This is a genomic window from Nocardioides jiangsuensis, from assembly GCF_019679455.1.
Taxonomy (GTDB): Bacteria; Actinomycetota; Actinomycetes; order Propionibacteriales; family Nocardioidaceae; genus Nocardioides_C; species Nocardioides_C jiangsuensis.
Map to the genome: position 1 here is coordinate 96,565 of NZ_JAIEZQ010000003.1, position 20,288 is coordinate 116,852.

Consider the following 20,288-nt stretch of genomic DNA (forward strand, 5'->3'; position numbering starts at 1 on the left):
CGCGACCTGCGGGGACGACGAGCAAAGGCAGCAGCGTGACACCGACCGAGACAGGCCAGCTGGACCGAGGACCGGCGCGGTTCCGCGCCCCGGAGCAGGCGCAGCCGCGCCGATCCGTCGGCGCCGCGCTCGGGGCCGGCCTCGCGCTGCTCGTGCTGCTGGTCGGCGTGCCGGTCGGCCTGTGGCTGCTCAGCGGCCCGCCGCCGTACCCCGGCGGCCTGCCCACCCGGGAGGACCTGACCGCGCCGCTCGACGTCGACGCCCTGCTGGTGGTGATGCGGCTGGTGGTCTGGCTGGCGTGGCTGCAGTTCGCGGTCTGCGTGGTGGTCGAGGCGGCCAGCGCCGTCCGCGGGCACGGCCTGCCGCGCGCGGTCCCGCTCAGCGGGTTCTCCCAGCAGCTCGCGCGCGGGCTCGTCGGTGCGCTGCTCGTCGGCGGCGTGCTCGCGGGCAGCTCCTCGGGCGCGGTCGCGGCGAGCATGCCCACCCAGGACGCCGGCGCGCCCGCCGCGACGGCGGTCCAGCTGGACCGGGCCGACGCCGGCTCCGACCACGCGCGTGGTGGCGAGCAGGTGCGGGACGCGCACGAGGCTGCCCCGGAGGGCGCCGCGGAGCAGCGGCTGCGACCGGCCCACGCGGGGGTGCCCGAGGACATGACCGACGTGGTCGGCAAGAAGGTCTACGTCGTCCAGCCGCCGAAGGGGCACTACCACGACAACCTCTGGGACATCGCCGAGCGGCACCTCGGGGACGGCCGGCGGTGGCAGGAGATCTACGACCTCAACGACCGGCGCGAGCAGCCCGACGGCAAGCAGCTCGTCCTCGGCCGGCTGATCCAGCCCGGCTGGGTGCTCGTGATGCCCGAGAACGCCACCGGTGTCGACCGGGTCGAGGCCGCGCCCGCGCCGAGCGCCGCCGTCCACGACGCCGTACCCGCGCCCGGTGAGGCTCCCGCGGCGACCGAGGGCGGGGCGGCTCCGGACGTGCCGGAGACAGGGGCGGGCATCTCGGCCGCCCCCGGGGGACTGCCGCGGGACCTGCTGCTCGGGGGCCTGCTCTCGGCCGGGGTGCTCGGCGCGCTCGCCGCGGAACGCCGCCGTCGCCGCGGGAGCACCCCCGACCCGGAGGCGCTGGAGGCCGAGGTGGCCCTGCGCGTCGGCGCCGACGAGGACCGCGCCGGGCGGCTCGACCGCGCGCTGCGTGGCCTCAGCGCCACCTGCCGCGCCGGGCAGACCGCGCTGCCCCCGGTGTTCGCCGCCGCCGTCGACGACGACGTGATCGACCTGCGGCTCGCCCCGGGCCGCCCGGACGCCCCGGCGCCGTGGACCCCCGTCGACGAGGGACGGGTCTGGCGGCTGCACCGCGACGCCGGCGACGGAGCCGGACCCTCGGGGCTCGGCCACGCGCCGTTCCCCGGGCTCGTGTGCGTCGGCCGGGACCTCGAGGGCCGTGACGTGCTGGTGGACCTGGAGTCGGTCGGCGGTGTCGTGTCCGTGACCGGCGACGACCACGTGGCCGCCGAGGTGGTCTCCGCCCTCGCCGTCCAGCTCGCGACCAACGCCTGGACCGACGCGCAGCAGGTGACCGGGCACGGGCTGGCACCGGTGCTGGCCGACCTCGCCGGCGACCGGCTGCGGCTGGTCGGCGACGTCGAGCCACTGCTGGCCGAGGTCTCCCGCAGCGCCCCCGGCCGCGCCGCCGGCGACGTGCTCACCGGCCGCCTGGCCCGGCGGCCCGGGGTGGTCCCGGCCTACCTGGCGCTCGGGTCCGCGCCGTCGGCCGAGCTGGCCGAGCGTCTGGTCGGGCTCACCGCGTCGGGCTCGCGGGGCTTCGGCGTCGTGTCCGTCGGTGCGGTCGCCGGCACCCGGTGGCAGCTCGCGGTCGACGAGAGCGGCACGCTGACCATCCCGCTGCTCGACGTACGCGTGGAGGCGGTGCGGCTGACCGCGCGCTCCGCCGGGCAGGTCGCCGAGCTGTTCGGCCGGGCGCGCACCGAGCAGCCCGCGCCGGAGGGCCGGGTCGCGCTGACCGCGCCCCCGCGCTCCGGCGACGACGCGCACTGGAGCACCGCCCCGGTCCGGGTCGGCGTGCTCGGGCCGGTCGAGACCCGCACCCTCGGCACCCTGGACCCGACCCGGGTGGCGCTGGCCACCGAGGTCGTCACCTTCCTCGCCCTGCAGAACGCACCGGTGCACCCCAGCGTGCTCGCCGCGTCCGTGTGGCCGCGCGGGGTCACCCCCGAGGTCCGCGACGCGACCGTCGACCGGGTCCGTGAGTGGCTCGGCACCGACGCCGACGGCAATCACCACCTGCGGGTGGACGCCGACGGCCGGCTGCTCCTCGGTCCCGGCGTCGCGGTCGACTGGGCCGCCCTGTGCGAGCTGGCGATCCGCGCCCGGCGGGCCGCCTCCCCGCGCGAGGAGGGCGAGCTGCTCCGGCGCGCCCTGCACCTGGTGCGCGGTGAGCTGCTGGCGGACCGGCCCGCGGGGCGGTACGCGTGGCTGGCCCGCACGAACCTGGAGACCCACGTGCCCGACGTGGTGGCCGACGTGGCGCACCGGCTGGTCGAGCTGTCCCGGCAGGACGGCGACCCCGCAGGGGCGGCGGCCGCCGCGCGGGCGGGCCTGCGGATGGCGCCGGGCGCGCAGCTGCTGTGGCGCGACCTGCTGCGCAGCGAGTTCGACCGGGCGGGCGACGCGGCGGTGGTCGAGGCAGCAGGGGAGATGGCCGACGTCCTGGCCGCCCGTGGCGCCCACGTCGAGGCCGAGACCGACGCGCTGGTCGACGAGCTGCTGCCGACGGAACGGGCCGCGTCGAGCTGACCCGGTGCCCACGGGTGACAGTCTGGTGGGTGCAAGGATGTCGCCATGTCTGAACCGACCACCCGCGCCACCCCCACCCGCGACCAGGTGCACCGGGCACCCAAGGTGCTCCTGCACGACCACCTCGACGGAGGGCTGCGGCCGCAGACCGTCCTCGACCTCGCGCCCGGCGCGGGCCACGCGCTGCCCGCCGACGACGCCGAGTCGTTGGGCCGCTGGTTCGAGGAGTCGGCGAACTCCGGCTCGCTCGAGCGCTACCTGGAGACCTTCGACCACCCCGTCGCGGTGATGCAGTCCGCGGAGAACCTGCGCCGGGTGGCGCAGGAGTGCGTCGAGGACCTGGCCGAGGACGGGGTGGTCTACGCCGAGGTGCGCTACGCCCCTGAGCAGCACCTCGAGGGCGGACTCTCCCTCGAGCAGGTCGTGGAGGCGGTCGGGGCCGGCTTCGCGGCGGGGGAGGAGGCGGCGCGGGCGAGCGGAGAGCCGATCATCGTGCGCCAGCTGCTGACCGCGATGCGGCACCAGGCGCGGTCGCGGGAGATCGCCGAGCTCGTGGTGCGCTACCGGGACCGCGGCGTGCTCGGGTTCGACATCGCCGGCGCCGAGGCGGGGTTCCCGCCCACCCGCCACCTCGACGCCTTCGAGTACCTCCAGCGCGAGAACGCACACTTCACGATCCACGCCGGCGAGGCGTTCGGCCTGCCGTCGATCTGGCAGGCGATCCAGTGGTGCGGCGCGGACCGGCTCGGCCACGGGGTGCGGATCATCGACGACATCACGGTCGGTCCGGACGGGAAGGCCACGCTCGGGCGGCTGGCGTCGTACGTCCGCGACAAGCGGATCCCGCTCGAGATGTGCCCGCGGTCGAACGTGCAGACCGGCGCCGCCGCCTCGATCGCCGAGCACCCGATCGGGCTGCTCAAGGACCTCGGCTTCCGGGTCACCGTGAACACCGACAACCGGCTGATGAGCGGCACCTCGATGACCGAGGAGATGGTCGGGCTGGTCGAGGCGTTCGGGTACAGCCTGGCCGACCTGCGCTGGTTCACGATCAACGCGATGAAGTCCGCGTTCCTGCCCTTCGACGAGCGACTGAAGATCATCGACCACGTCATCAAGCCGGCCTACGCCGTCCTCGGCGCCATGTCCTGACCCCTCCTGCCTTTCTCGTTGAGAGGTCACTCGTTCGGCGTTGAGAGGTCAGTCGTGAGGTGTTGAGAGGTCAGTCGTTCCGGCGGCGTACGGCGGCGCGGACGCCGTACGACTGACGCATCACGAGCGAACGAGGGACGTCTCAAGAGGAGCCGGCGGGCGGGCGATGTTGCCCGGAGGTAGTTCGTGAGCAGCTGGCTGTTCGAGGGCGCTGAGGGAGCCATCTGCTCACGAACAACGGATGGGGTCGATCCTCGGCTGGCGCGCCGCGGGGCAAGTCGTTCCGCCGGTGCCGTACGGGTGACGCCTCAACGCCGAACGACTGACGCCTCGACGCCTCACGAGTGACGCCTCAACGCCGAACGAGTGACGCCTCAACGAGGGGGCGTACGACGGGGGAGGGTCAGCCGTGCAGGGGGACGGGGCCGGCGACGAGCTCGTGGATCCGGTCGTAGGCGCGTTCCACCGCCATCGGAGTGCAGCCGAGCTCGACCGCGTGCGCGATCACGCGCGGCTCGGCCCGCAGCAGCATCAGCCCGCGCCGGAGGAGCACCCACGGCGGCTTGCGGTGCTCGCGCAGGTCCCGGGTGAGCCGGCGCCAGAACGTGACCAGCCGGTGGTTGCTCACACAGATCGCCTCGGCGAGCAGCCCGCGGGCGACGCACTCGCGGACGATCTCCTGCGCGAAGATCCCCTCGGCGACGAAGTACGGCGCCCCGTCGAGCGAGAGCCGGTGGTGCCCGACCCGGCCGTCGCGGCTGATGTCGTAGATCGGCACGTCGGCCTCCCCGCGGTGGCAGAGCGTCTCGATCGCGGCGAGTGCGTCGTCGTGCAGCCAGGAGCCCGGGTGGTCCCAGTCGACGACCCCCATGGGGAGGCGGGGGAGCGTCGGGTCGGACCCGTCCTTGTAGAAGTCGTCGAGGTTCAGCACGCTCAGCCCGAGCCGTCGGGAGAGGCGGGACTTGCCGGACCCGGAGGGGCCGGCGACGACGATGACTCGGGCGCGCACCCGGACATTCTGCCGCAGGGCTACCGGGTCCAACCGCCCCGGCTCCGCAGCAGCAGGTAACCGGCGGCGACGACCGCGAGCGCGCCGAGGCCAGCGAGCACCGTCGGCAGTCCCGGCCCCGCGGAGGACGCGGTGGCCGCACCGGCGGCGGAGGTCCCGGTGGTGCCCGGCTTCCCGGCGGCAGGCTCCTGCGGCGAGGCGCTCGCCGACGCGGACGGCGCCGCGCTCGCGGAGGGCGCCTCTCCCGCGGCGACGAACTCCGGCTCGCCCGACGGCTCGCCGGTGACCCCGAGGCGCAGGGTGAACGGCACCAGGTACGACTCCCCGTCGGGGTCCTCCTCGAGGAAGACGCTGACCGTGTAGGTGCCGGCCTGGTCGGCGAACCGGTCGGAGTTGCGGAAGGCGACCGGCAGCGTCGCGGCGCCCACGTCCTCGCCGGTGTCGTAGAGCCAGTTCTGGCTGTTCGGCCCGCCGGCGCTGAGCTGCGACGCGTCGGCGCGCGCCGGGTCGTAGATCCGCACCTGGGTCAGCATGTCGACCATGCCGACCGCGTCGCCGAGCTCGGTCCCGGTCACCTTCGGGTAGTCGACCAGCGCGCTGACCTGCTGGCCCCAGTCGGCCTCCACCTGGTAGGTGAGCACCTCGCCCGGGACGATGCTGTCCTCGTAGACGCCGGGCTCGAGCAGTGGCGCGTCCTGGAAGGAGGACCCTCCGGTCACCGGGGACGCGGTGCCGCTCGGCGGTGCGGGCCAGGGGGGCTCCCCGTCGTACCTCTCCGGCAGCGAGGCGGGGTCGCGCACCGGGGGCAGCTCCAGCACCCGCACCTCCACCGGCGTACCGGCCTCGCCGCTCTCGCGGATCACCGTGGCGATCAGGGTCTCGTCGGTGCTGCACTCGGGGCTGGTGCGGACGTCGCCGAACGTGTCGATCGGGCCGGCCACCGCAGCGGCCGTGGTGAGCTGGCCCTCGGCGAGCTGGTTGATCTCGCCGGCGCTGGAGCAGGAGGACCCGTCGGTGCGGGACAGGTCGACCTTCAGCCAGTCGTCGCCGGCGTCCCTGGCGCTCTTGACGCTGGCGCCGACGTGGAGGGTGGAGCCCGGCGCCGTACGGCGGACCAGGTAGGTGCGCACGGAGGCCTCGGAGTCCTCGGGGCCGAGCTCGTCGAGCCAGTCGCCGGCACCGATCTCCGGGGCGCCCTGCGACGTCGGGGTGCCCGTCACGGGCTCGCCGATGGTCGCGTACGGCCGGCCGGCCCGGGTGGCCAGCTTCTCCAGGCTCGCGGTCAGCTCGTCGGCGGAGTCCACGTCGTAGTAGTCGCCGTTCCCGGCGTCGGCGATGCAGGAGAGCGCGTCCCGGGCCCTGCCGTCGACGTCGAGGCCGACCACGTCGATGGTCAGGTCCACGCCCTGCTGGGCCAGGTCACGCGCCACCACGCACGGGTCGGGCGTGCAGGTCGGCTCACCGTCCGAGACGAGCACGATCGTCCGCTTGCCCCCGGAGCCGAGGTCGCGCCCCGCCTCCTGCAGCGCGTGGCCGATGGGCGTCTCGCCGTACGGCGTGTAGCGGCCGACCGCCTCGCGGAGCCGGTCCCGGTTCCCGGTCTCGACCGGGACGACGAGCCGGGAGTCGGTGCAGGCGCCCGGGTCGTCGCGCGAGAAGACCTCGGCGCCGTACACCCGCAGCCCCACGGCCTGCTCGTCGGGGAGCGAGCCGACCACCTTGGTCAGCGCCTCACGGGCCGCCGCGATCTTGGTCTCCCCGGCGCCGGTCCGCTCCTTCATCGAGCCCGAGGAGTCGAGCACCAGCACCATCCGGCCGGGGTCGGCGCTCCCGGGGGTGTCCTCGGCGTACGACGCCACCGGCTGCCACGCCGGCGCGAAGGCCGCGACCAGCAGCACCGAACCCGTGGCCAGCAGCCGTCTCGTCACCGTTCCGGTCGTCATGGCGTCCCCCCGTCATCGGACAAAGCGGGACAAACCTAACCGCAGGGGCGGCGGACCGCCACGGTGCGGTCCGGGCATGGGCACGGCGCCGGCCGAGGCCGGCGCCGTGGGTGTCGAGGCGTGAGCGGGGAACCGCTCAGATGCCGACCGGGTGCCAGACGGTCTTGGTCTCCAGGAAGCGGGTCATCCGCTCGATCCCGGGCTCCAGGGTCCAGTCCGGCTCCGAGGCGGGCGCGCGGAGCACCCGCTTGAGGTTCTCCGCGGCGGCCTGCTCGAGCGCGGTGGCGTGCTCGGGGTCGCCGGCGGTGCCGGTCAGGTCGATGCCGTTGACGTCCATGTGCGAGGCCAGGGTCGGCGCGGTGTCGGCGAGCCGGCCGGTGAGGATGTTGACCACGCCGCCGGGCACGTCGGAGGTGGCGAGCACCTCGGACAGCGTGACGGCGGGCAGCGGACGCAGGTACGACGAGGTGACCACCGCGGTGTTGCCGGTGACCACGATCGGCGCGACCACCGACACCAGGCCGAGCAGCGAGGAGTCCTGCGGGGCGAGCGCGGCGATCACGCCGCTGGGCTCGGGCACCGAGAGGTTGAAGTAGGGCCCGGCGACCGGGTTCGCGCCGCCGACCACCTGGGTGATCTTGTCGGCCCAGCCGGCGTACCAGACGAGCCGGTCGACGGACAGGTCGACGGCGGCCTCGGCCTGGCGCTTGCTGACGCCCTCACCGCGCTGGACCTCGTCGACGAACTGCGCGCGGCGGCCCTCGAGAACCTCGGCGACCCGGTAGAGCACCTGACCGCGGTTGTAGGCGGTCTTGCCGGACCAGCCGCCGAACGCCTTGCGGGCCGCGACGACCGCGTCGCGGGCGTCCTTGCGCGAGGCGTAGGAGGCGTTGGCCAGGAACCGGCCCTTGGCGTCGTCGACGGTGTAGGAGCGTCCGGACTCGCTGCGCGGGAAGGCGCCGCCGATGTAGAGCTTGTACGTCTTGCGGACGTCGATCCGGGCGGAGTCGGTGGGCGGTGTCATCGGATGTAGGCCTCCAGACCGTGGCGGCCGCCCTCGCGGCCGTAGCCCGACTCCTTGTACCCGCCGAAGGGGCTGGTCGGGTCGAAGCGGTTGAACGTGTTCGCCCAGACCACGCCGGCGCGCAGCTGGTCGGCCATCCACAGGATGCGCGAGCCCTTGTCGGTCCACACCCCGGCGGAGAGGCCGAACGGTGTGTTGTTCGCCTTCTCGACCGCCTCGGCGGGGGTGCGGAAGGTGAGCACGGACAGGACCGGACCGAAGATCTCCTCGCGGGCGATCCGGTGCGCCTGGGAGACGCCGGTGAACACCGTCGGCGGGAACCAGAAGCCGTGGGCCGGGAGGTCGCACGGCGGCGACCAGCGGCCCGCGCCCTCGGCCTCGCCGATGTCGGAGAGCTCGCGGATCCGGGCCAGCTGCTCAGCGGAGTTGATCGCGCCGATGTCGGTGTTCTTGTCCAGCGGGTCGCCCACGCGCAGGGTGCCCATCCGGCGCTTGAGCCGCTCGAGCACCTCCTCGGCGACGGACTCCTGCACCAGCAGGCGCGAGCCCGCGCAGCACACGTGGCCCTGGTTGAAGAAGATGCCGTTGACGATGCCCTCGACGGCCTGGTCGACCGGGGCGTCGTCGAAGACGATGTTCGCGGCCTTGCCACCGAGCTCGAGGGTGACCTTCTTGTCGGTGCCGGCGACCGCCTTCGCGATGGCCCGGCCGACCTCGGTGGAGCCGGTGAAGGCGACCTTGTCGACGTCCTCGTGCGCGACGACCGCGCGGCCGGTCTCGCCGGCGCCGGTGACGATGTTGACCACGCCGGCGGGCAGGTCGGCCTGCTGGCAGATCTCGGCGAACAGCAGCGCGGTCAGCGGGGTGGTCTCGGCCGGCTTCAGCACGACGGTGTTGCCTGCGGCCAGCGCCGGGGCGATCTTCCACGCCAGCATCATCATCGGGAAGTTCCACGGGATGACCTGGCCGGCGACACCGAGCGGCTGCGGCGTGGGGCCGAAGCCGGCGTACTCGAGCTTGTCGGCCCAGCCCGCGTAGTAGAAGAAGTACGCCGCGACCAGCGGGATGTCGACGTCGCGCGACTCCTTGATGGGCTTGCCGTTGTCGATCGACTCGAGCACGGCGAGCTCGCGGGCGCGCTCCTGGATGATCCGGGCGATCCGGTAGAGGTACTTCGACCGCTCACGGCCCGACATCCGCGACCACACCCGGGTGTAGGCGCGTCGCGCGGCCTTCACCGCGAGGTCGACGTCCTCCGTGGAGGCCTCGCTGACCTCGGCCAGCACCTCCTCGGTGGCCGGGTTGACCGTCTTGAACGACCGGCCGCCGGCCGGGTCGGTGAACTCCCCGTTGATGAACAGGCCGTACGACGACTTGATGTCGACGACCGCTCGTGACTCGGGAGCAGGGGCGTACTCGAACACCGTGCCTGCCTTCTCGTTGGGGGCCATGGGTCAGTCCAGGGTGAAGTAGTCGGGGCCGGAGTAGCGGCCGGTGCGCATCTTGGTCCGCTGCATCAGCAGGTCGTTGAGGAGCGTGGAGGCCCCGAAGCGGAACCAGTCCGGGTCGAGCCAGTCGCCGCCGGCGACCTCGTTGACCATCACCAGGTACTTGATCGCGTCCTTGGTGGTGCGGATCCCACCGGCCGGCTTGACGCCGACCATCTGCCCGGTGACGTCGCGGAAGTCGCGGACCGCCTCGAGCATGACCAGGGTGACCGGCAGCGTCGCGGCCGGCTGGATCTTGCCGGTCGAGGTCTTGATGAAGTGCGCGCCGGCCATCATCGCCAGCCAGGAGGCGCGGCGGACGTTGTCGTAGGTCTGCAGCTCGCCGGTCTCGAAGATCACCTTCAGGTGCGCGTCGCCGCACGCCTCGCGGACCGCCACGATCTCCTCGAACACCTCGAGGTAGCGGCCGGAGAGGAACGCGCCCCGGTCGATGACCATGTCGATCTCGTCGGCGCCGGCCTCGACCGCGTCCTGGGTGTCGGCGAGCTTGATGTCGAGCGCGGCCCGGCCCGACGGGAACGCGGTGGCGACCGAGGCCACGTGCACGCCGCTGGCGCCCAGGGTCTCCTTGGCCACCGCGACCATGTCGGGGTAGACGCACACCGCGGCGACCTGCGGGCAGGTCTGGTCGGCGGGGTCGGGGCGCATCGCTTTGGACGCCAGCGCACGGACCTTGCCGGGGGTGTCCTGGCCCTCGAGCGTGGTGAGGTCGACCATCCGGATCGCCAGGTCGATGGCGAACTCCTTGGCGGTGGTCTTGATCGACCGGGTGCCGAGCCCGGCGGCGCGGGCCTCCGCGCCGACCTGGTCCACACCGGGCAGGCCGTGCAGGAAGCGGCGCAGGGCGGAGTCTGACGACGTCGCCTCGGCCAGGGCAGGGCTGAGCCCTCCGGCCGAACTCGACGCTGAGTTCACCACGGTAGTCACCGGCAAATCATAGGTCCGCCCGTGCGAATGTGGTGAATCGACGGGGCCGGGGCAGAATCGGGGCATGACAGCAGGACCCGAGACCGCCGGCGCCGCCCCCGTGGAGCGCTTCCGTCCGACCAGCGGCCGCCTGGTCGGCTGGACGGGGATCGCCATCGCGGCGGGGCTCGTGGTCTTCCTCGCGCTCAACGTGCACACGATGGCCGGCCTGCGGATCGGGCTCGGCCTGGTCTTCTTCGCGGTCCTGGTCTGGGCCACGCAGCTGCGTCCCCGGGCCGCGGCGTCCCCGCACGCGCTGCACCTGCGCAACTCCTTCCGCGACACCACGATCCCGCTGCTGCTCATCGACGACGCCGTCGTACGGCGCACCCTCAACGTGTGGGTCGGCGACGAGCGCTTCATCTGCATCGGGATCGGCCAGCCGCTGCGCGCGATGGTGAAGGTCAAGACCCGGGGGCCGTCGGCGCTGCTGGGCTTCGACCGGATCGAGTCCTACACCGAGTCGAGCACGCCGCCGATGCCGGACCAGTCCGCGATGAGCTACCAGTCCTTCGTAGAGTCCCGGATCGCGGTGCTCGTCGAGGAGGCGAAGCGGACCCACCTCCGCAGGCACGGGGGTACGGCGCCCGCGCACCTGAGGCCGCGCCACGAGTGGGCCTGGCCCGAGCTCGTCGCGCTCGCGGTGACCGGAGCCGCCTTCCTCGGCTCGTTCTTCCTCTGACCCGTCAGAGGCCGGCGGCGGCGGCCAGGTCGGTCCGGATCGCGTCGAGCCGGCCGGCCGCGGCGATCCGGGCCGCGTCCACCCCACCGGGCTCGCCCTCCTCGACCGGGACGACCACCTCGAGGTAGCACTTGAGCTTCGGCTCGGTGCCCGACGGGCGCACCACGACCCGGGCGCCCTCCGCCAGCGTGTAGCGCAGACCCTCGGTCGGCAGCAGGTCCGCGCTGCCCTCGGCGAGGTCGTCGACGCGCTCCACGGCGAGGCCGCCGAGGGAGACCGGCGGCGCGGCGCGCAGCCGGGACATCGCGGCGTCGATCTGCGCGAGGTCGGTGACCCGGACCGACAGCTGGTCGGTGGCGTGCAGCCCGTAGGTGCGCGCGATGTCGTCGAGGCGGTCGTCGAGCGTGCGGCCCTCCGCCTTGAGCGTCGCGGCGAGCTCGGCGAGCCGCAGCAGGGCCGAGACGCCGTCCTTGTCGCGGACCAGCTCGGGCGCCGCGCAGTAGCCGAGCGCCTCCTCGTAGGCGAACGCGAGCCCGTCGACCCGGCCGAGCCACTTGAAGCCGGTGAGCGTCTCGCGGTACTCCTGCCCGTGCGCGGCGGCCATCGTGCCGAGCAGCGACGACGAGACGATCGTCGTGGCGTAGACGCCCTGCACCCCGCGTCGCAGGGCGGCGTCGGCGAGCAGCGCGCCCACCTCGTCGCCGCGCAGCATCCGCCAGCCGTGCGGACCGGGGACCGCGGCGGCGCAGCGGTCGGCGTCGGGGTCGTTGGCCAGCACCAGGTCCGCGCCGACCTCCTCGGCGAGCGCCATCGCGAGGTCCATCGCGCCCGGCTCCTCGGGGTTCGGGAAGGCGACGGTGGGGAACTCCGGGTCGGGCTCGGCCTGGGCCACGGCGACGTGCGGGGCCGGGAAGCCCGCCCGCTCGAGCACCTCGGCCACGGTCTCGCCGCCGACTCCGTGCAGCGGGGTGTAGACGCTGACCAGGTCCCGCGGGGTGCCCGCGTCGACCAGCGCCGCGACCTTCGCCTTGTAGGAGTCGACGACGTCGTCGCCGAGCCGCTCCCAGCCCTCGCCGCGCGGAACCGAGTCGAGCGCGCCGACCGCGTCGATCTCGCGGGAGATCCCGGCGTCGGCGGGCGGCACGATCTGGCTGCCGTCTCCGAGGTAGACCTTGTAGCCGTTGTCCTGCGGCGGGTTGTGCGAGGCGGTGACCATCACGCCCGCGACGCAGCCGAGCTCGCGGATCGCGTAGGCCAGCACCGGGGTCGGCAGCGGGCGGGGGAGGACCTGCGCCCGCAGCCCCGCGCCCACCATCACCGCGGCGGTGTCGTGGGCGAACACGTCGGAGTCGTGCCGGGCGTCGTACCCGATGACCACGCTGTCGTCCGGTCCGGCGCCCTGCTGCTTGAGGTACGACGCCAGCCCGGCCGCCGCGCGGACCACCACGGCCCGGTTCATCCGGTTGGGGCCGGCGCCGAGCGCACCACGCAGGCCGGCGGTGCCGAACTCGAGGCGTCCCGCGAACCGGTCGGCGAGGTCGGCGGCGGCCGCACCCCCGGGGCTCTCCGCCTCGACCTGCGCCAGGAGCGCCTCGAGCTCGGCGCGGGTCCGGGGGTCGGGGTCCTCCGCCGCCCAGGCGCGCGCCCGGTCGAGCAGGTCCGTGGAGTCGGTCGATGCGGTCATGGCCGAAGGCTAGCGTTGCCCGCATGGATCCGCAGTTGCCGCCTCCGGACGACCTGGACGCCCCGGTCCGGGAGCTCGTGGGGGCGCTGGCGCACCGGGTGGGGGAGCGCGAGGCGGTCGCCATGTGCACCGACCTGCTGCTCGGGGCGCCCGCGGCGGAGTACCCCACGGTCCTGCCGTACCTGGCCGGCTGGCCGGCGCACTCCCTGCTCGAGGGACGGTGGGCCGACTACTGGGGGCGGACCTGGGGTGCCCGGGCGCTGCTGTACATCTGGGACGAGCCCGCCGCCGAAGCCGTGGTCCGCGGCCTCGACGACCCGCACTGGCGCCCGGCCGAGTCCTGCCTGAGGGTGGCCGCCGCCCGCGAGGTCGCCGAGGCGGTCGACGGGGCGGTCCGGCTCGCCGGCCACCACCTGCCGCGGGTGCGCGCGGCAGCCTTGCGGACGCTCGGCCGGGTCGGGGACACCGAGCACGTCACGGTGGTGCGGCGGGGGCTCGCCGACCCGCACGTCGACGTACGACGGGCCGCCGGGCTGGCCCTGGAGCGGATGGCCGCGCGTCTGGACCTCGGACCGGACCCGCTGTCGTGAGCGGGCCGGTGTACCGGTTCACGAGCCGCTGGACGGTGCCCGCGCCGCCCGGGCAGGTCTTCGACCGGCTGGCCGACCTCGTCGGGTACCCGGCGTGGTGGCCGCAGGTGCGCGCCGCCGCACGGGTCGACGACGACACCGTGCTGCTGGTGTGCCGCTCGCTGCTGCCCTACGGCCTGGAGCTCGAGCTCACCCGGCAGCGCGAGGACCGCGCGGACGGCGTGCTCGAGGCGCGCCTGGCGGGCCATCTCGCGGGCTGGTCCCGCTGGACCCTGGCCGACCTCCGCGGCAGTGGGTCCGGCCCCGGGACGGCGCTGCTCTACGAGCAGGAGGTGACGACCCGCGGCCGGCTGCTCTCGGCCGGGACCCGGGTCGCGCGGCCGGTGCTCGTCGGCAACCACGCCTGGATGATGCGCGGTGGCCGGAGGGGCCTGCTCAGGACCGTCGCAGGGCGGGACGGTAGAACGCCTCGGTGACGAACGGGCCGCCCACGTGCGCGGCCTCCACCTCGTCCGACGGTGTCGCCGGCTCCGCCTCGATCGCCGCGGCGTAGTGCTCCGCGTCGTCCTCGGGCTCGTAGCCGAGGGCCCGCCCCGGGTCGAGGTCCCACCAGGCCCGGGTGTTGGCGGAGATCCCGTAGAGCACCGCGAAGCCCGGGTCGGGCGCGGTGAGCCCGGCGTGCACCATCCGCACCGCGTCGTCGTGCGACAGCCAGGTGGACAGGTGCCGGCGCGTCTCGGGCTGCGGCAGGAAGCTCCCGATCCGGGTGGCGACCGCGTCGATGCCGTGGCGGTCGGCGTACAGGCTGAGCAGCGCCTCCGCGGCGACCTTCCCGGTCCCGTAGAACGTGTCCGGCCGCGGGCGTACGGCGGTGGTCAGGAGCTCGCTGCGCGGGGTCCGCCCGACCGCGTGGTTGCTGCTCGCGTACACGATCCGGGGCACGCCGTGCTCGACCATCGCGTCGAGCAGCGCGGCCGTGGTGACCACGTGCGAGGTGAGGATCTCGGGCAGCGACGCCTCGTGCGGGATGCTCGCGAGGTGCACCACCGCGTCGAGCCCGCCGTCGGTGTCGAGCGCGGCGAACACCGCGGCCACGGCGTCCGGGTCGGCGCAGTCCTCGGCGAACCAGGGGCCGATGAAGCCCTCGGGCTCCACGACGAGGTCGAGCCCGGCGACGTCCCACCCACGGTCGACCAGGCCGTCGCACACGACCGTGCCGATGCTGCCGGCCGCGCCGGTGACCAGTACCCGCACGGCTCAGACCCTCGGCACGATCGCGCCGAGCAGCTCGCCCATGCGGGTGGCCGCGGACCGGCCCGCCTCGAGGACCTCCTCGTGGTTGAGCGGCTCACCGGTGATGCCGGCGGCCAGGTTGGTCACGAGCGAGATGCCGAGCACCTCCAGGCCGGCCTCGCGGGCGGCGATCGCCTCGAGCGTGGTGGACATGCCGACGAGGTCGCCGCCGATGGCGCGGACCATGCCGATCTCGGCGGGGGTCTCGTAGTGCGGGCCGGGGAACTGCACGTAGACGCCCTCGTCGAGCGTCGGCTCGACCTCGCGGCACAGGGCGCGCAGCCGGCTGCTGTAGAGGTCGGTGAGGTCGACGAAGTTCGCGCCCTCGATCGGGGAGGTCGCCGTGAGGTTGATGTGGTCGCGGATCAGCACCGGCGTACCCGGCTGCCAGCTCTCCTCGAGCCCGCCGCAGCCGTTGGTGAGGACGGCGACCCGGCAGCCCGCGGCCGCGGCGGTGCGCACCCCGTGGACGACGGAGCGGACGCCGAGCCCCTCGTAGAAGTGGGTACGGCCGAGGAAGACCAGGAGGTTCCGGTCGCCGGCGCGGACCGAGCGGATCTTGCCCGCGTGGCCCTCGACGGCGGGCGGCGCGAAGCCGGGCAGGTCGGTGGTGCTGACCTCGGCGGTCGCCTCCCCGAGCGCGTCGACGGCGGGAAGCCAGCCGGAGCCCATCACGAGGGCGACGTCGTGGCGCTCGACGCCGGTCAGCTCGCGCAGCCGCTGGGCTGCCTGGTCGGCCAGTTCCTGGGGGGTGGTCTCGTTGGTCACGCGCCGCAGCGTAACCGAGTCAGATCCCGCCGGACCGGCACGCGCGCGTGCGCAGCGCGCGGACGTAGTCGATCGGGGCGTCCGCGGCCTCCGCCGCGTCGGCCAGCACGCCGAGGTAGCTGGCCGAGGGCAGCCCGCCCTCGAACGCGTCGAGGACGTAGGCCCAGGCGACCTGCTCGCCCTGCATCGTGGACACCCGCACCATGGTCTTGCGGTACAGACCGGTGTCCGCGCTCTCCCAGCTGTCGAGCAGGGAGACGTCCTCGTCGGTGACGTCGTAGAGGGCCACGAAGACCTGCTCGAAGTGGTCCTGGACGATCGTGGCCAGCGCGCCGTCCCAGCCGAGCTCCTCCCCGCCGAAGGTCAGCCGCCAGCCGACCAGCCAGCCGGTGCTGCGCAGGGGGGAGTGGGGGCAGCGTGCGCTCATGCGTGAGGGATCGAGGTTCGACCCGTAGGCGGCGTAGAGGGGCACGACACAGGAGCGTATCGCTCCGACGCGGCGGCCGCTCGGCGGCGGGGCGTCGCCCCGGGCGTCGACCGGACCGCGGGACCGGGATGGAACAATGGCGCCCGTGAATCGTGTGGTGATCGTCGGTGGTGGACCTGGTGGCTACGAGTCGGCGCTGGTGGCAGCGCAGCTCGGTGCGGATGTCACGGTCGTGGACAGCGACGGTCTGGGCGGCTCCGCGGTGCTCACCGACTGCGTCCCGAGCAAGACCCTGATCGCCACCGCCGAGCTGATGGCCGACATGGAGGAGGCCGCCGAGCTGGGCATCTCCTTCAGCGACGCCGGCTCCGGACCCAGCAGCGCGGTCACCGTCGACCTGGCCCGCGTCAACGAGCGCGTGAAGACGCTCGCGCTGGCGCAGTCCGCCGACATCGAGCGGCGGCTCACCCGGGAGAAGGTCCGGGTGGTGCGCGGCCGCGGCCGCCTCGACGGGCCCCAGCGCGTGGTCGCGTCGCTCGCGGACGGCGGCGAGGAGACCATCGAGGCCGACGCCGTGCTCATCGCCACCGGGGCCAGCCCGCGGACCCTCCCCACGGCGCAGCCGGACGGGGAGCGGATCCTCACCTGGGAGCAGGTCTACGACCTCGACGAGGTCCCCGAGCGGCTGATCGTGGTCGGCTCCGGCGTGACCGGCGCGGAGTTCGCCGGCGCCTACAACGCGCTCGGCGTCGACGTCGTCCTCGTCTCCAGCCGCGACCGGGTGCTCCCCGGAGAGGACGCGGACGCCGCGGAGGTCCTCGAGGAGGTCTTCAAGCGGCGCGGGATGACGGTGCTGTCCAAGTCCCGCATGGAGTCGGTGGTCCGCGAGGGCGACGTCGTCACCGTGCGGCTCACCGACGGCCGGACCGTCGAGGGGTCGCACTGCCTGCTCGCGCTCGGCTCGGTGCCGAACACCACCGGGATCGGCCTCGAGGAGGCAGGGGTGAAGCTCTCGGACGGCGGCTTCGTCCAGGTCGACCGGGTCTCGCGTACGTCGGCACGCGGGGTGTACGCCGCGGGCGACTGCACCGGCATCTTCATGCTCGCGTCGGTGGCCGCCATGCAGGGCCGGATCGCGATGTGGCACTTCCTCGGCGACGCGGTGGCGCCGCTCGACCTCAAGACCGTCTCCGCCAACGTCTTCACCGCCCCCGAGATCGCCACCGTGGGATGGACCCAGAACGCCGTCGACGCGGGGGAGATCCACGCGGAGGCGGTGACCCTGCAGCTCTCGGGCAACCCGCGGGCGAAGATGCAGGGCGTCCGCGACGGCTTCGTGAAGCTGTTCTGCCGCCCCGGCACGGGCATCGTGGTGGGGGGCGTCGTGGTCGGCCCGCGGGCCAGCGAGCTGATCCACCCGGTCGCGATCGCGGTCTCGGAGAACCTCACCGCCGACCAGCTCGCGCACGCGTTCACGGTGTACCCGTCCATGAGCGGCTCGGTGGCCGAGGCGGCGCGTCGCCTGCACCGCTACGAGGGCTAGAACCCGCCGAAGTCCCCTCCGCCGAAGTCCCCGCCCCAGCCGCCGCCGAAGTCGCCGCCGCCGCCGGCGTCGTACCCACCGGCGTCACCCCCGTCGTACCCGCCTGAGTCCGCTCCGGAGTCGCCGCCGTCGGAGCCGCCCGCGTCGGCGCCCTCGCCGCCGCCCGCCTCACCCGCGCCGAAGTCGGTGTCCGCGCCCTCGACGGCGCCGCCGTCCCAGGTCGGGGAGAGCAGCGTGAGCAGCAGGAACGACGGCAGCAGGTTGGACGCCGCGTAGGCGCCGAAGTAGCCGGACGCCCAGGGGGAGTAGGCGGGCCCGGCCTGCCAGTACGGCACCCGCTGGTAGCCCTCGCGCACGGTGCGGATGTCCGGCTCGGCACCCTGGGCGACCCGGTCGGCGTCGGCCGCGCAGACCGGCACCTGGCGGGGGATGCCCGCGGGCGGTGCCCACTCGATGTCGGTGGTAGACGGGCCGTGGGCGGGGTTGAAGAAGCACGGCGGACGGCGGACCGGGAGCGGCCGGCCGTCCTTGCGGGCCAGCACGCAGGCCACCGCGTAGCGGCCGTCCTCCAGTGCCTGGGTCACGTGCTTGATGTCGTCGGCCTGCCGCGCGGTGCGCAGCGTCTCCTTGGCCTGCTCGTAGGAGTCGAGCGCCCGCTGGTAGTCCTGGCGCATCGGCTCGTCGAGCGGGGTGACCAGCATGTCGGTGTCGAGCCGCTGCAGCTCCTCGCCGAAGCGGGTGACGTCCTCGTCGGCGACCACCCGGACCACCTCGAGGTCGGCGGCGGTACGGCGTTCGAGCGCCCTGCGCTGGCTGCTGCGGGACGCGACGACGGCCAGCAGGATCGCGCCCGCGATGACAGCGAGGATCAGCAACGTGTCCATGCCGTCAGCCTAGCCACGCGGACCGAGGTGCGGACCGTGCGAACGAGGTCCCCGGCCGGACGCCGAGGCCGGCGGTTCGAGGGGCCGCGAGGTCCGGAAATGCGTTCGGGCAAATGACATGAATTACATCGGTGTAATTCCGTCGATGCATTTCGGGAATGCCCCTGTTTTCTGGACAGAGTACGCACAGGCGTGCGCATAATTCGCTGTTCACACGAACAACTCGTTTCACTTTTTTCACATATTTATCCGTCGCGGAAGGGAGATCCCCGCATGGGTGCACGCAGGATGGCAGTGGTCGCAGCCGTCGTGGCGATGGCCGGGGCCGGTGGTGCGTTCACCGTCGTCGGGGCAGGTCCCGCGGGCGCGGTCGCGACCGACCAGACGTACTGGGTCCCGGTCGACAAGACCGTGGTGGTCCGCGGCCACGGCTACGGGCACGGGCACGGGATGTCGCAGTACGGCGCCCAGGGCGCGGCGCTGGAAGGCAAGACCTACAAGGAGATCGTCGACTTCTACTACCCGAAGACGTCGTGGTCCAAGGTGGTCGGGCCGGTCCGCGTACTCATCACCGCCGACACGAGTGACGACGTGGTGGTCAGCCCCGCGAACGGGCTCACCGTGCGGGACCTCGGCGACGGCTCCACCCACGTCCTGCCCACCGACACCGGGGTCTCCAAGTGGCGGCTGAACGTCCGCGACGGGCACACCGTCGTGGAGCGCTACACCGACCGGTGGCAGCGGTTCCGAGCCGGCGGGAATCCCACGCTCAGCGGCGACGGCGAATTCTTCGCGAAAACCCCGGTCACGCTGTGGACCCCCTCCGGCGCGAAGAGGTACCGCGGCATTCTCCGGGCGGCCTCCCCGTCGTCGGGGAGCAAGGCCCGCGACACCGTCAACGTCCTCTCCATGGACCGCTACGTCATGGGCGTGGTGCCCTACGAGATGCCCGCCTCCTGGCACCCGGAGGCGGTCAAGGCGCAGGCGATCGCGGCCCGCACCTACGCCACCTGGTCCCGCGACCAGTACCCCTCGCGCTACTACCAGATCTGCGACACCACCTCGTGCCAGGTGTACGGCGGTGCGAGTGGTGAGGACGCGCGCAGCAACAAGGCCGTGACGGCGACCCGCCGCGAGATCCTGACCTACGGCGGGAAGCCCGCCTTCACCCAGTTCTCCTCGAGCAGCGGGGGCTGGACCTCCGCGGGCAGCGTGCCCTACCTCGTGGCCAAGGCCGACCCCTACGACGGGTGGTCCGGCAACCCGGTGCACGACTGGTCGACGACCGTCGACGTGAGCACGTTCGAGCGCAGCTACCCGTCGATCGGCACCCTGCAGAAGATCCGCGTGACCAACCGCGACGGGAACGGCGAGTGGCAGGGCCGGGTCAGCTCGGTGGTCCTCGACGGCAGCGACGGTGACGTGACGATCTCCGGGGACAGCTTCCGCTGGGCCTTCGGGCTCCGCTCCAACTGGTTCACCGTCGACCCGACGCCGATCATCAACCGCTGGTCGCGGATCGGTGGGGAGACCTCGCCGATCGGGGCGGTCCGCAGCGCGGAGTTCCGGGTCGAGCGCGGGTCGGTGCAGCGCTTCGCGAAGGGCCGGATCTACTACTCGCGCGGCACGGGCGCCCGCGAGCTCTACGGCCCGATCCTGGTCCGCTACCAGAAGGCCGGGGCCTCCGGCTCCGTGCTCGGGTTGCCGACCACCCCGGTCCGCACCCGGCTGGCCGGCCTCCGCACGCTGTTCCAGGGCGGAGGGATCTACTACGTCGAGCGCACCGGCGGCGTGATGGTCACCGGAGCGATCTCCCGGGCCTACCTGCGTGCCGGCGAGCTCAAGTCCGGGCTGGGCTGGCCGCTCGGCACCAACTACGCCGTCCGCGGCGGGCAGCGTGTGGACTTCGAGCACGGCTACATCCGCTGGTTCCGCAAGTCCGGCACCACCCGCGTCGTCAGGACCTGACGCCGCACCCGCAGACGAGAAGCGCTCG

The 20,288-nt window shown here is 73.7% G+C and carries 17 protein-coding genes; 7 read left to right on the top strand and 10 right to left on the bottom strand.

Translation table 11 applies throughout. The features are described from left to right. Nucleotides 1-35: 35 nt before the first annotated feature. Both K1X13_RS16275 and K1X13_RS16280 read left to right on the top strand, forming a co-directional pair. Nucleotides 36-2,819 (top strand): AfsR/SARP family transcriptional regulator, encoded by a 2,784-nt coding sequence (locus K1X13_RS16275; protein ID WP_221026197.1) that lies wholly within the window; start codon nucleotides 36-38, stop codon nucleotides 2,817-2,819. Between the two features lie 45 nt (nucleotides 2,820-2,864). Then, entirely contained in the window at nucleotides 2,865-3,971 is a 1,107-nt protein-coding gene (locus K1X13_RS16280; RefSeq protein WP_221026198.1) for an adenosine deaminase, read from the top strand. A gap of 403 nt (nucleotides 3,972-4,374) precedes the next feature. Here K1X13_RS16280 and K1X13_RS16285 read toward each other — a convergent pair whose 3' ends face one another. From K1X13_RS16285 to deoC, 5 genes are all read right to left on the bottom strand, one after another. Further along, nucleotides 4,375-4,980: a uridine kinase family protein gene (locus K1X13_RS16285; protein ID WP_221026199.1), complete on the bottom strand. Its 606-nt coding sequence runs from the start codon at nucleotides 4,978-4,980 to the stop codon at nucleotides 4,375-4,377. A 20-nt stretch (nucleotides 4,981-5,000) separates the two neighbouring features. Next, a complete protein-coding gene (locus K1X13_RS16290; protein ID WP_221026200.1) occupies nucleotides 5,001-6,923 on the bottom strand; it encodes a vWA domain-containing protein in 1,923 nt (640 codons plus the stop codon). A 136-nt stretch (nucleotides 6,924-7,059) separates the two neighbouring features. Then, the gene (locus K1X13_RS16295) at nucleotides 7,060-7,947 is read right to left on the bottom strand and encodes an aldehyde dehydrogenase family protein (protein WP_221026201.1); all 888 of its coding nucleotides are present in this window, start codon (nucleotides 7,945-7,947) and stop codon (nucleotides 7,060-7,062) included. Beyond that, complete coding sequence (locus K1X13_RS16300) at nucleotides 7,944-9,398, bottom strand: aldehyde dehydrogenase family protein (RefSeq protein ID WP_221026202.1); 1,455 nt, start codon at nucleotides 9,396-9,398, stop codon at nucleotides 7,944-7,946. Before K1X13_RS16300 ends, K1X13_RS16295 begins: the two co-directional genes overlap by 4 nt. 3 nt (nucleotides 9,399-9,401) lie before the next feature. Beyond that, entirely contained in the window at nucleotides 9,402-10,382 is a 981-nt protein-coding gene (gene deoC, locus K1X13_RS16305) for a deoxyribose-phosphate aldolase (RefSeq protein WP_443678922.1), read from the bottom strand. Between the two features lie 64 nt (nucleotides 10,383-10,446). Here deoC and K1X13_RS16310 point away from each other — a divergent pair, with 64 nt between their 5' ends. Further along, nucleotides 10,447-11,103 (top strand): hypothetical protein, encoded by a 657-nt coding sequence (locus tag K1X13_RS16310; RefSeq protein ID WP_221026204.1) that lies wholly within the window; start codon nucleotides 10,447-10,449, stop codon nucleotides 11,101-11,103. A 4-nt stretch (nucleotides 11,104-11,107) separates the two neighbouring features. Here the strand turns inward: K1X13_RS16310 and K1X13_RS16315 are convergent, their stop codons facing one another. Continuing rightward, nucleotides 11,108-12,787 (bottom strand): phospho-sugar mutase, encoded by a 1,680-nt coding sequence (locus K1X13_RS16315; protein ID WP_221026205.1) that lies wholly within the window; start codon nucleotides 12,785-12,787, stop codon nucleotides 11,108-11,110. 23 nt (nucleotides 12,788-12,810) lie between these two features. On the opposite strand from K1X13_RS16315, the gene K1X13_RS16320 reads away from it, so the two are divergent. Next, nucleotides 12,811-13,377: a HEAT repeat domain-containing protein gene (locus K1X13_RS16320; protein ID WP_221026206.1), complete on the top strand. Its 567-nt coding sequence runs from the start codon at nucleotides 12,811-12,813 to the stop codon at nucleotides 13,375-13,377. Then, entirely contained in the window at nucleotides 13,374-13,853 is a 480-nt protein-coding gene (locus K1X13_RS16325) for an SRPBCC family protein (protein ID WP_221026207.1), read from the top strand. The genes K1X13_RS16320 and K1X13_RS16325 overlap by 4 nt, the downstream gene beginning before the upstream one ends. On the opposite strand, the gene K1X13_RS16330 is transcribed toward K1X13_RS16325, so the two are convergent. The 3 genes from K1X13_RS16330 to K1X13_RS16340 are packed head-to-tail and all read right to left on the bottom strand — an operon-like array spanning nucleotide 13,813 to nucleotide 15,910. Beyond that, on the bottom strand, nucleotides 13,813-14,631 hold the full coding sequence (locus K1X13_RS16330; RefSeq protein WP_221026208.1) for an NAD-dependent epimerase/dehydratase family protein: 819 nt from the start codon (nucleotides 14,629-14,631) through the stop codon (nucleotides 13,813-13,815). The two genes, K1X13_RS16325 and K1X13_RS16330, sit on opposite strands and share 41 nt — an antisense overlap. Before the next feature lie 3 nt (nucleotides 14,632-14,634). Continuing rightward, nucleotides 14,635-15,438, bottom strand: a complete 804-nt coding sequence (locus K1X13_RS16335; protein WP_221026209.1) for a purine-nucleoside phosphorylase — start codon at nucleotides 15,436-15,438, stop codon at nucleotides 14,635-14,637. A 19-nt stretch (nucleotides 15,439-15,457) separates the two neighbouring features. Further along, nucleotides 15,458-15,910 carry a gamma-glutamylcyclotransferase gene (locus tag K1X13_RS16340; RefSeq protein ID WP_221026210.1) on the bottom strand — a complete coding sequence of 151 codons (453 nt, stop codon included), beginning with the start codon at nucleotides 15,908-15,910 and terminating at the stop codon, nucleotides 15,458-15,460. A gap of 100 nt (nucleotides 15,911-16,010) precedes the next feature. On the opposite strand from K1X13_RS16340, the gene K1X13_RS16345 reads away from it, so the two are divergent. Then, on the top strand, nucleotides 16,011-17,408 hold the full coding sequence (locus tag K1X13_RS16345; RefSeq protein WP_221026211.1) for an NAD(P)H-quinone dehydrogenase: 1,398 nt from the start codon (nucleotides 16,011-16,013) through the stop codon (nucleotides 17,406-17,408). Here the strand turns inward: K1X13_RS16345 and K1X13_RS16350 are convergent. After that, on the bottom strand, nucleotides 17,405-18,292 hold the full coding sequence (locus K1X13_RS16350) for a hypothetical protein (RefSeq protein ID WP_221026212.1): 888 nt from the start codon (nucleotides 18,290-18,292) through the stop codon (nucleotides 17,405-17,407). The two genes, K1X13_RS16345 and K1X13_RS16350, sit on opposite strands and share 4 nt — an antisense overlap. Nucleotides 18,293-18,565: 273 nt before the next feature. On the opposite strand from K1X13_RS16350, the gene K1X13_RS16355 reads away from it, so the two are divergent. Next, nucleotides 18,566-20,260 (top strand): SpoIID/LytB domain-containing protein, encoded by a 1,695-nt coding sequence (locus K1X13_RS16355; RefSeq protein ID WP_221026213.1) that lies wholly within the window; start codon nucleotides 18,566-18,568, stop codon nucleotides 20,258-20,260. Nucleotides 20,261-20,288: the final 28 nt, after the last annotated feature.

Bases quoted from the DNA above. Each gene is read 5' to 3' on its own strand.
- K1X13_RS16295 (WP_221026201.1), bottom strand. From the start codon at position 7,947: ATGACACCGCCCACCGACTCCGCCCGGATCGACGTCCGCAAGACGTAC.
- K1X13_RS16315 (WP_221026205.1), bottom strand. From the start codon at position 12,787: ATGACCGCATCGACCGACTCCACGGACCTGCTCGACCGGGCGCGCGCC.
- K1X13_RS16310 (WP_221026204.1), top strand. From the start codon at position 10,447: ATGACAGCAGGACCCGAGACCGCCGGCGCCGCCCCCGTGGAGCGCTTC.
- K1X13_RS16280 (WP_221026198.1), top strand. From the start codon at position 2,865: ATGTCTGAACCGACCACCCGCGCCACCCCCACCCGCGACCAGGTGCAC.
- K1X13_RS16290 (WP_221026200.1), bottom strand. From the start codon at position 6,923: ATGACGACCGGAACGGTGACGAGACGGCTGCTGGCCACGGGTTCGGTG.
- K1X13_RS16320 (WP_221026206.1), top strand. From the start codon at position 12,811: ATGGATCCGCAGTTGCCGCCTCCGGACGACCTGGACGCCCCGGTCCGG.
- K1X13_RS16300 (WP_221026202.1), bottom strand. From the start codon at position 9,398: ATGGCCCCCAACGAGAAGGCAGGCACGGTGTTCGAGTACGCCCCTGCT.
- K1X13_RS16355 (WP_221026213.1), top strand. From the start codon at position 18,566: ATGGGTGCACGCAGGATGGCAGTGGTCGCAGCCGTCGTGGCGATGGCC.
- K1X13_RS16350 (WP_221026212.1), bottom strand. From the start codon at position 18,292: ATGGACACGTTGCTGATCCTCGCTGTCATCGCGGGCGCGATCCTGCTG.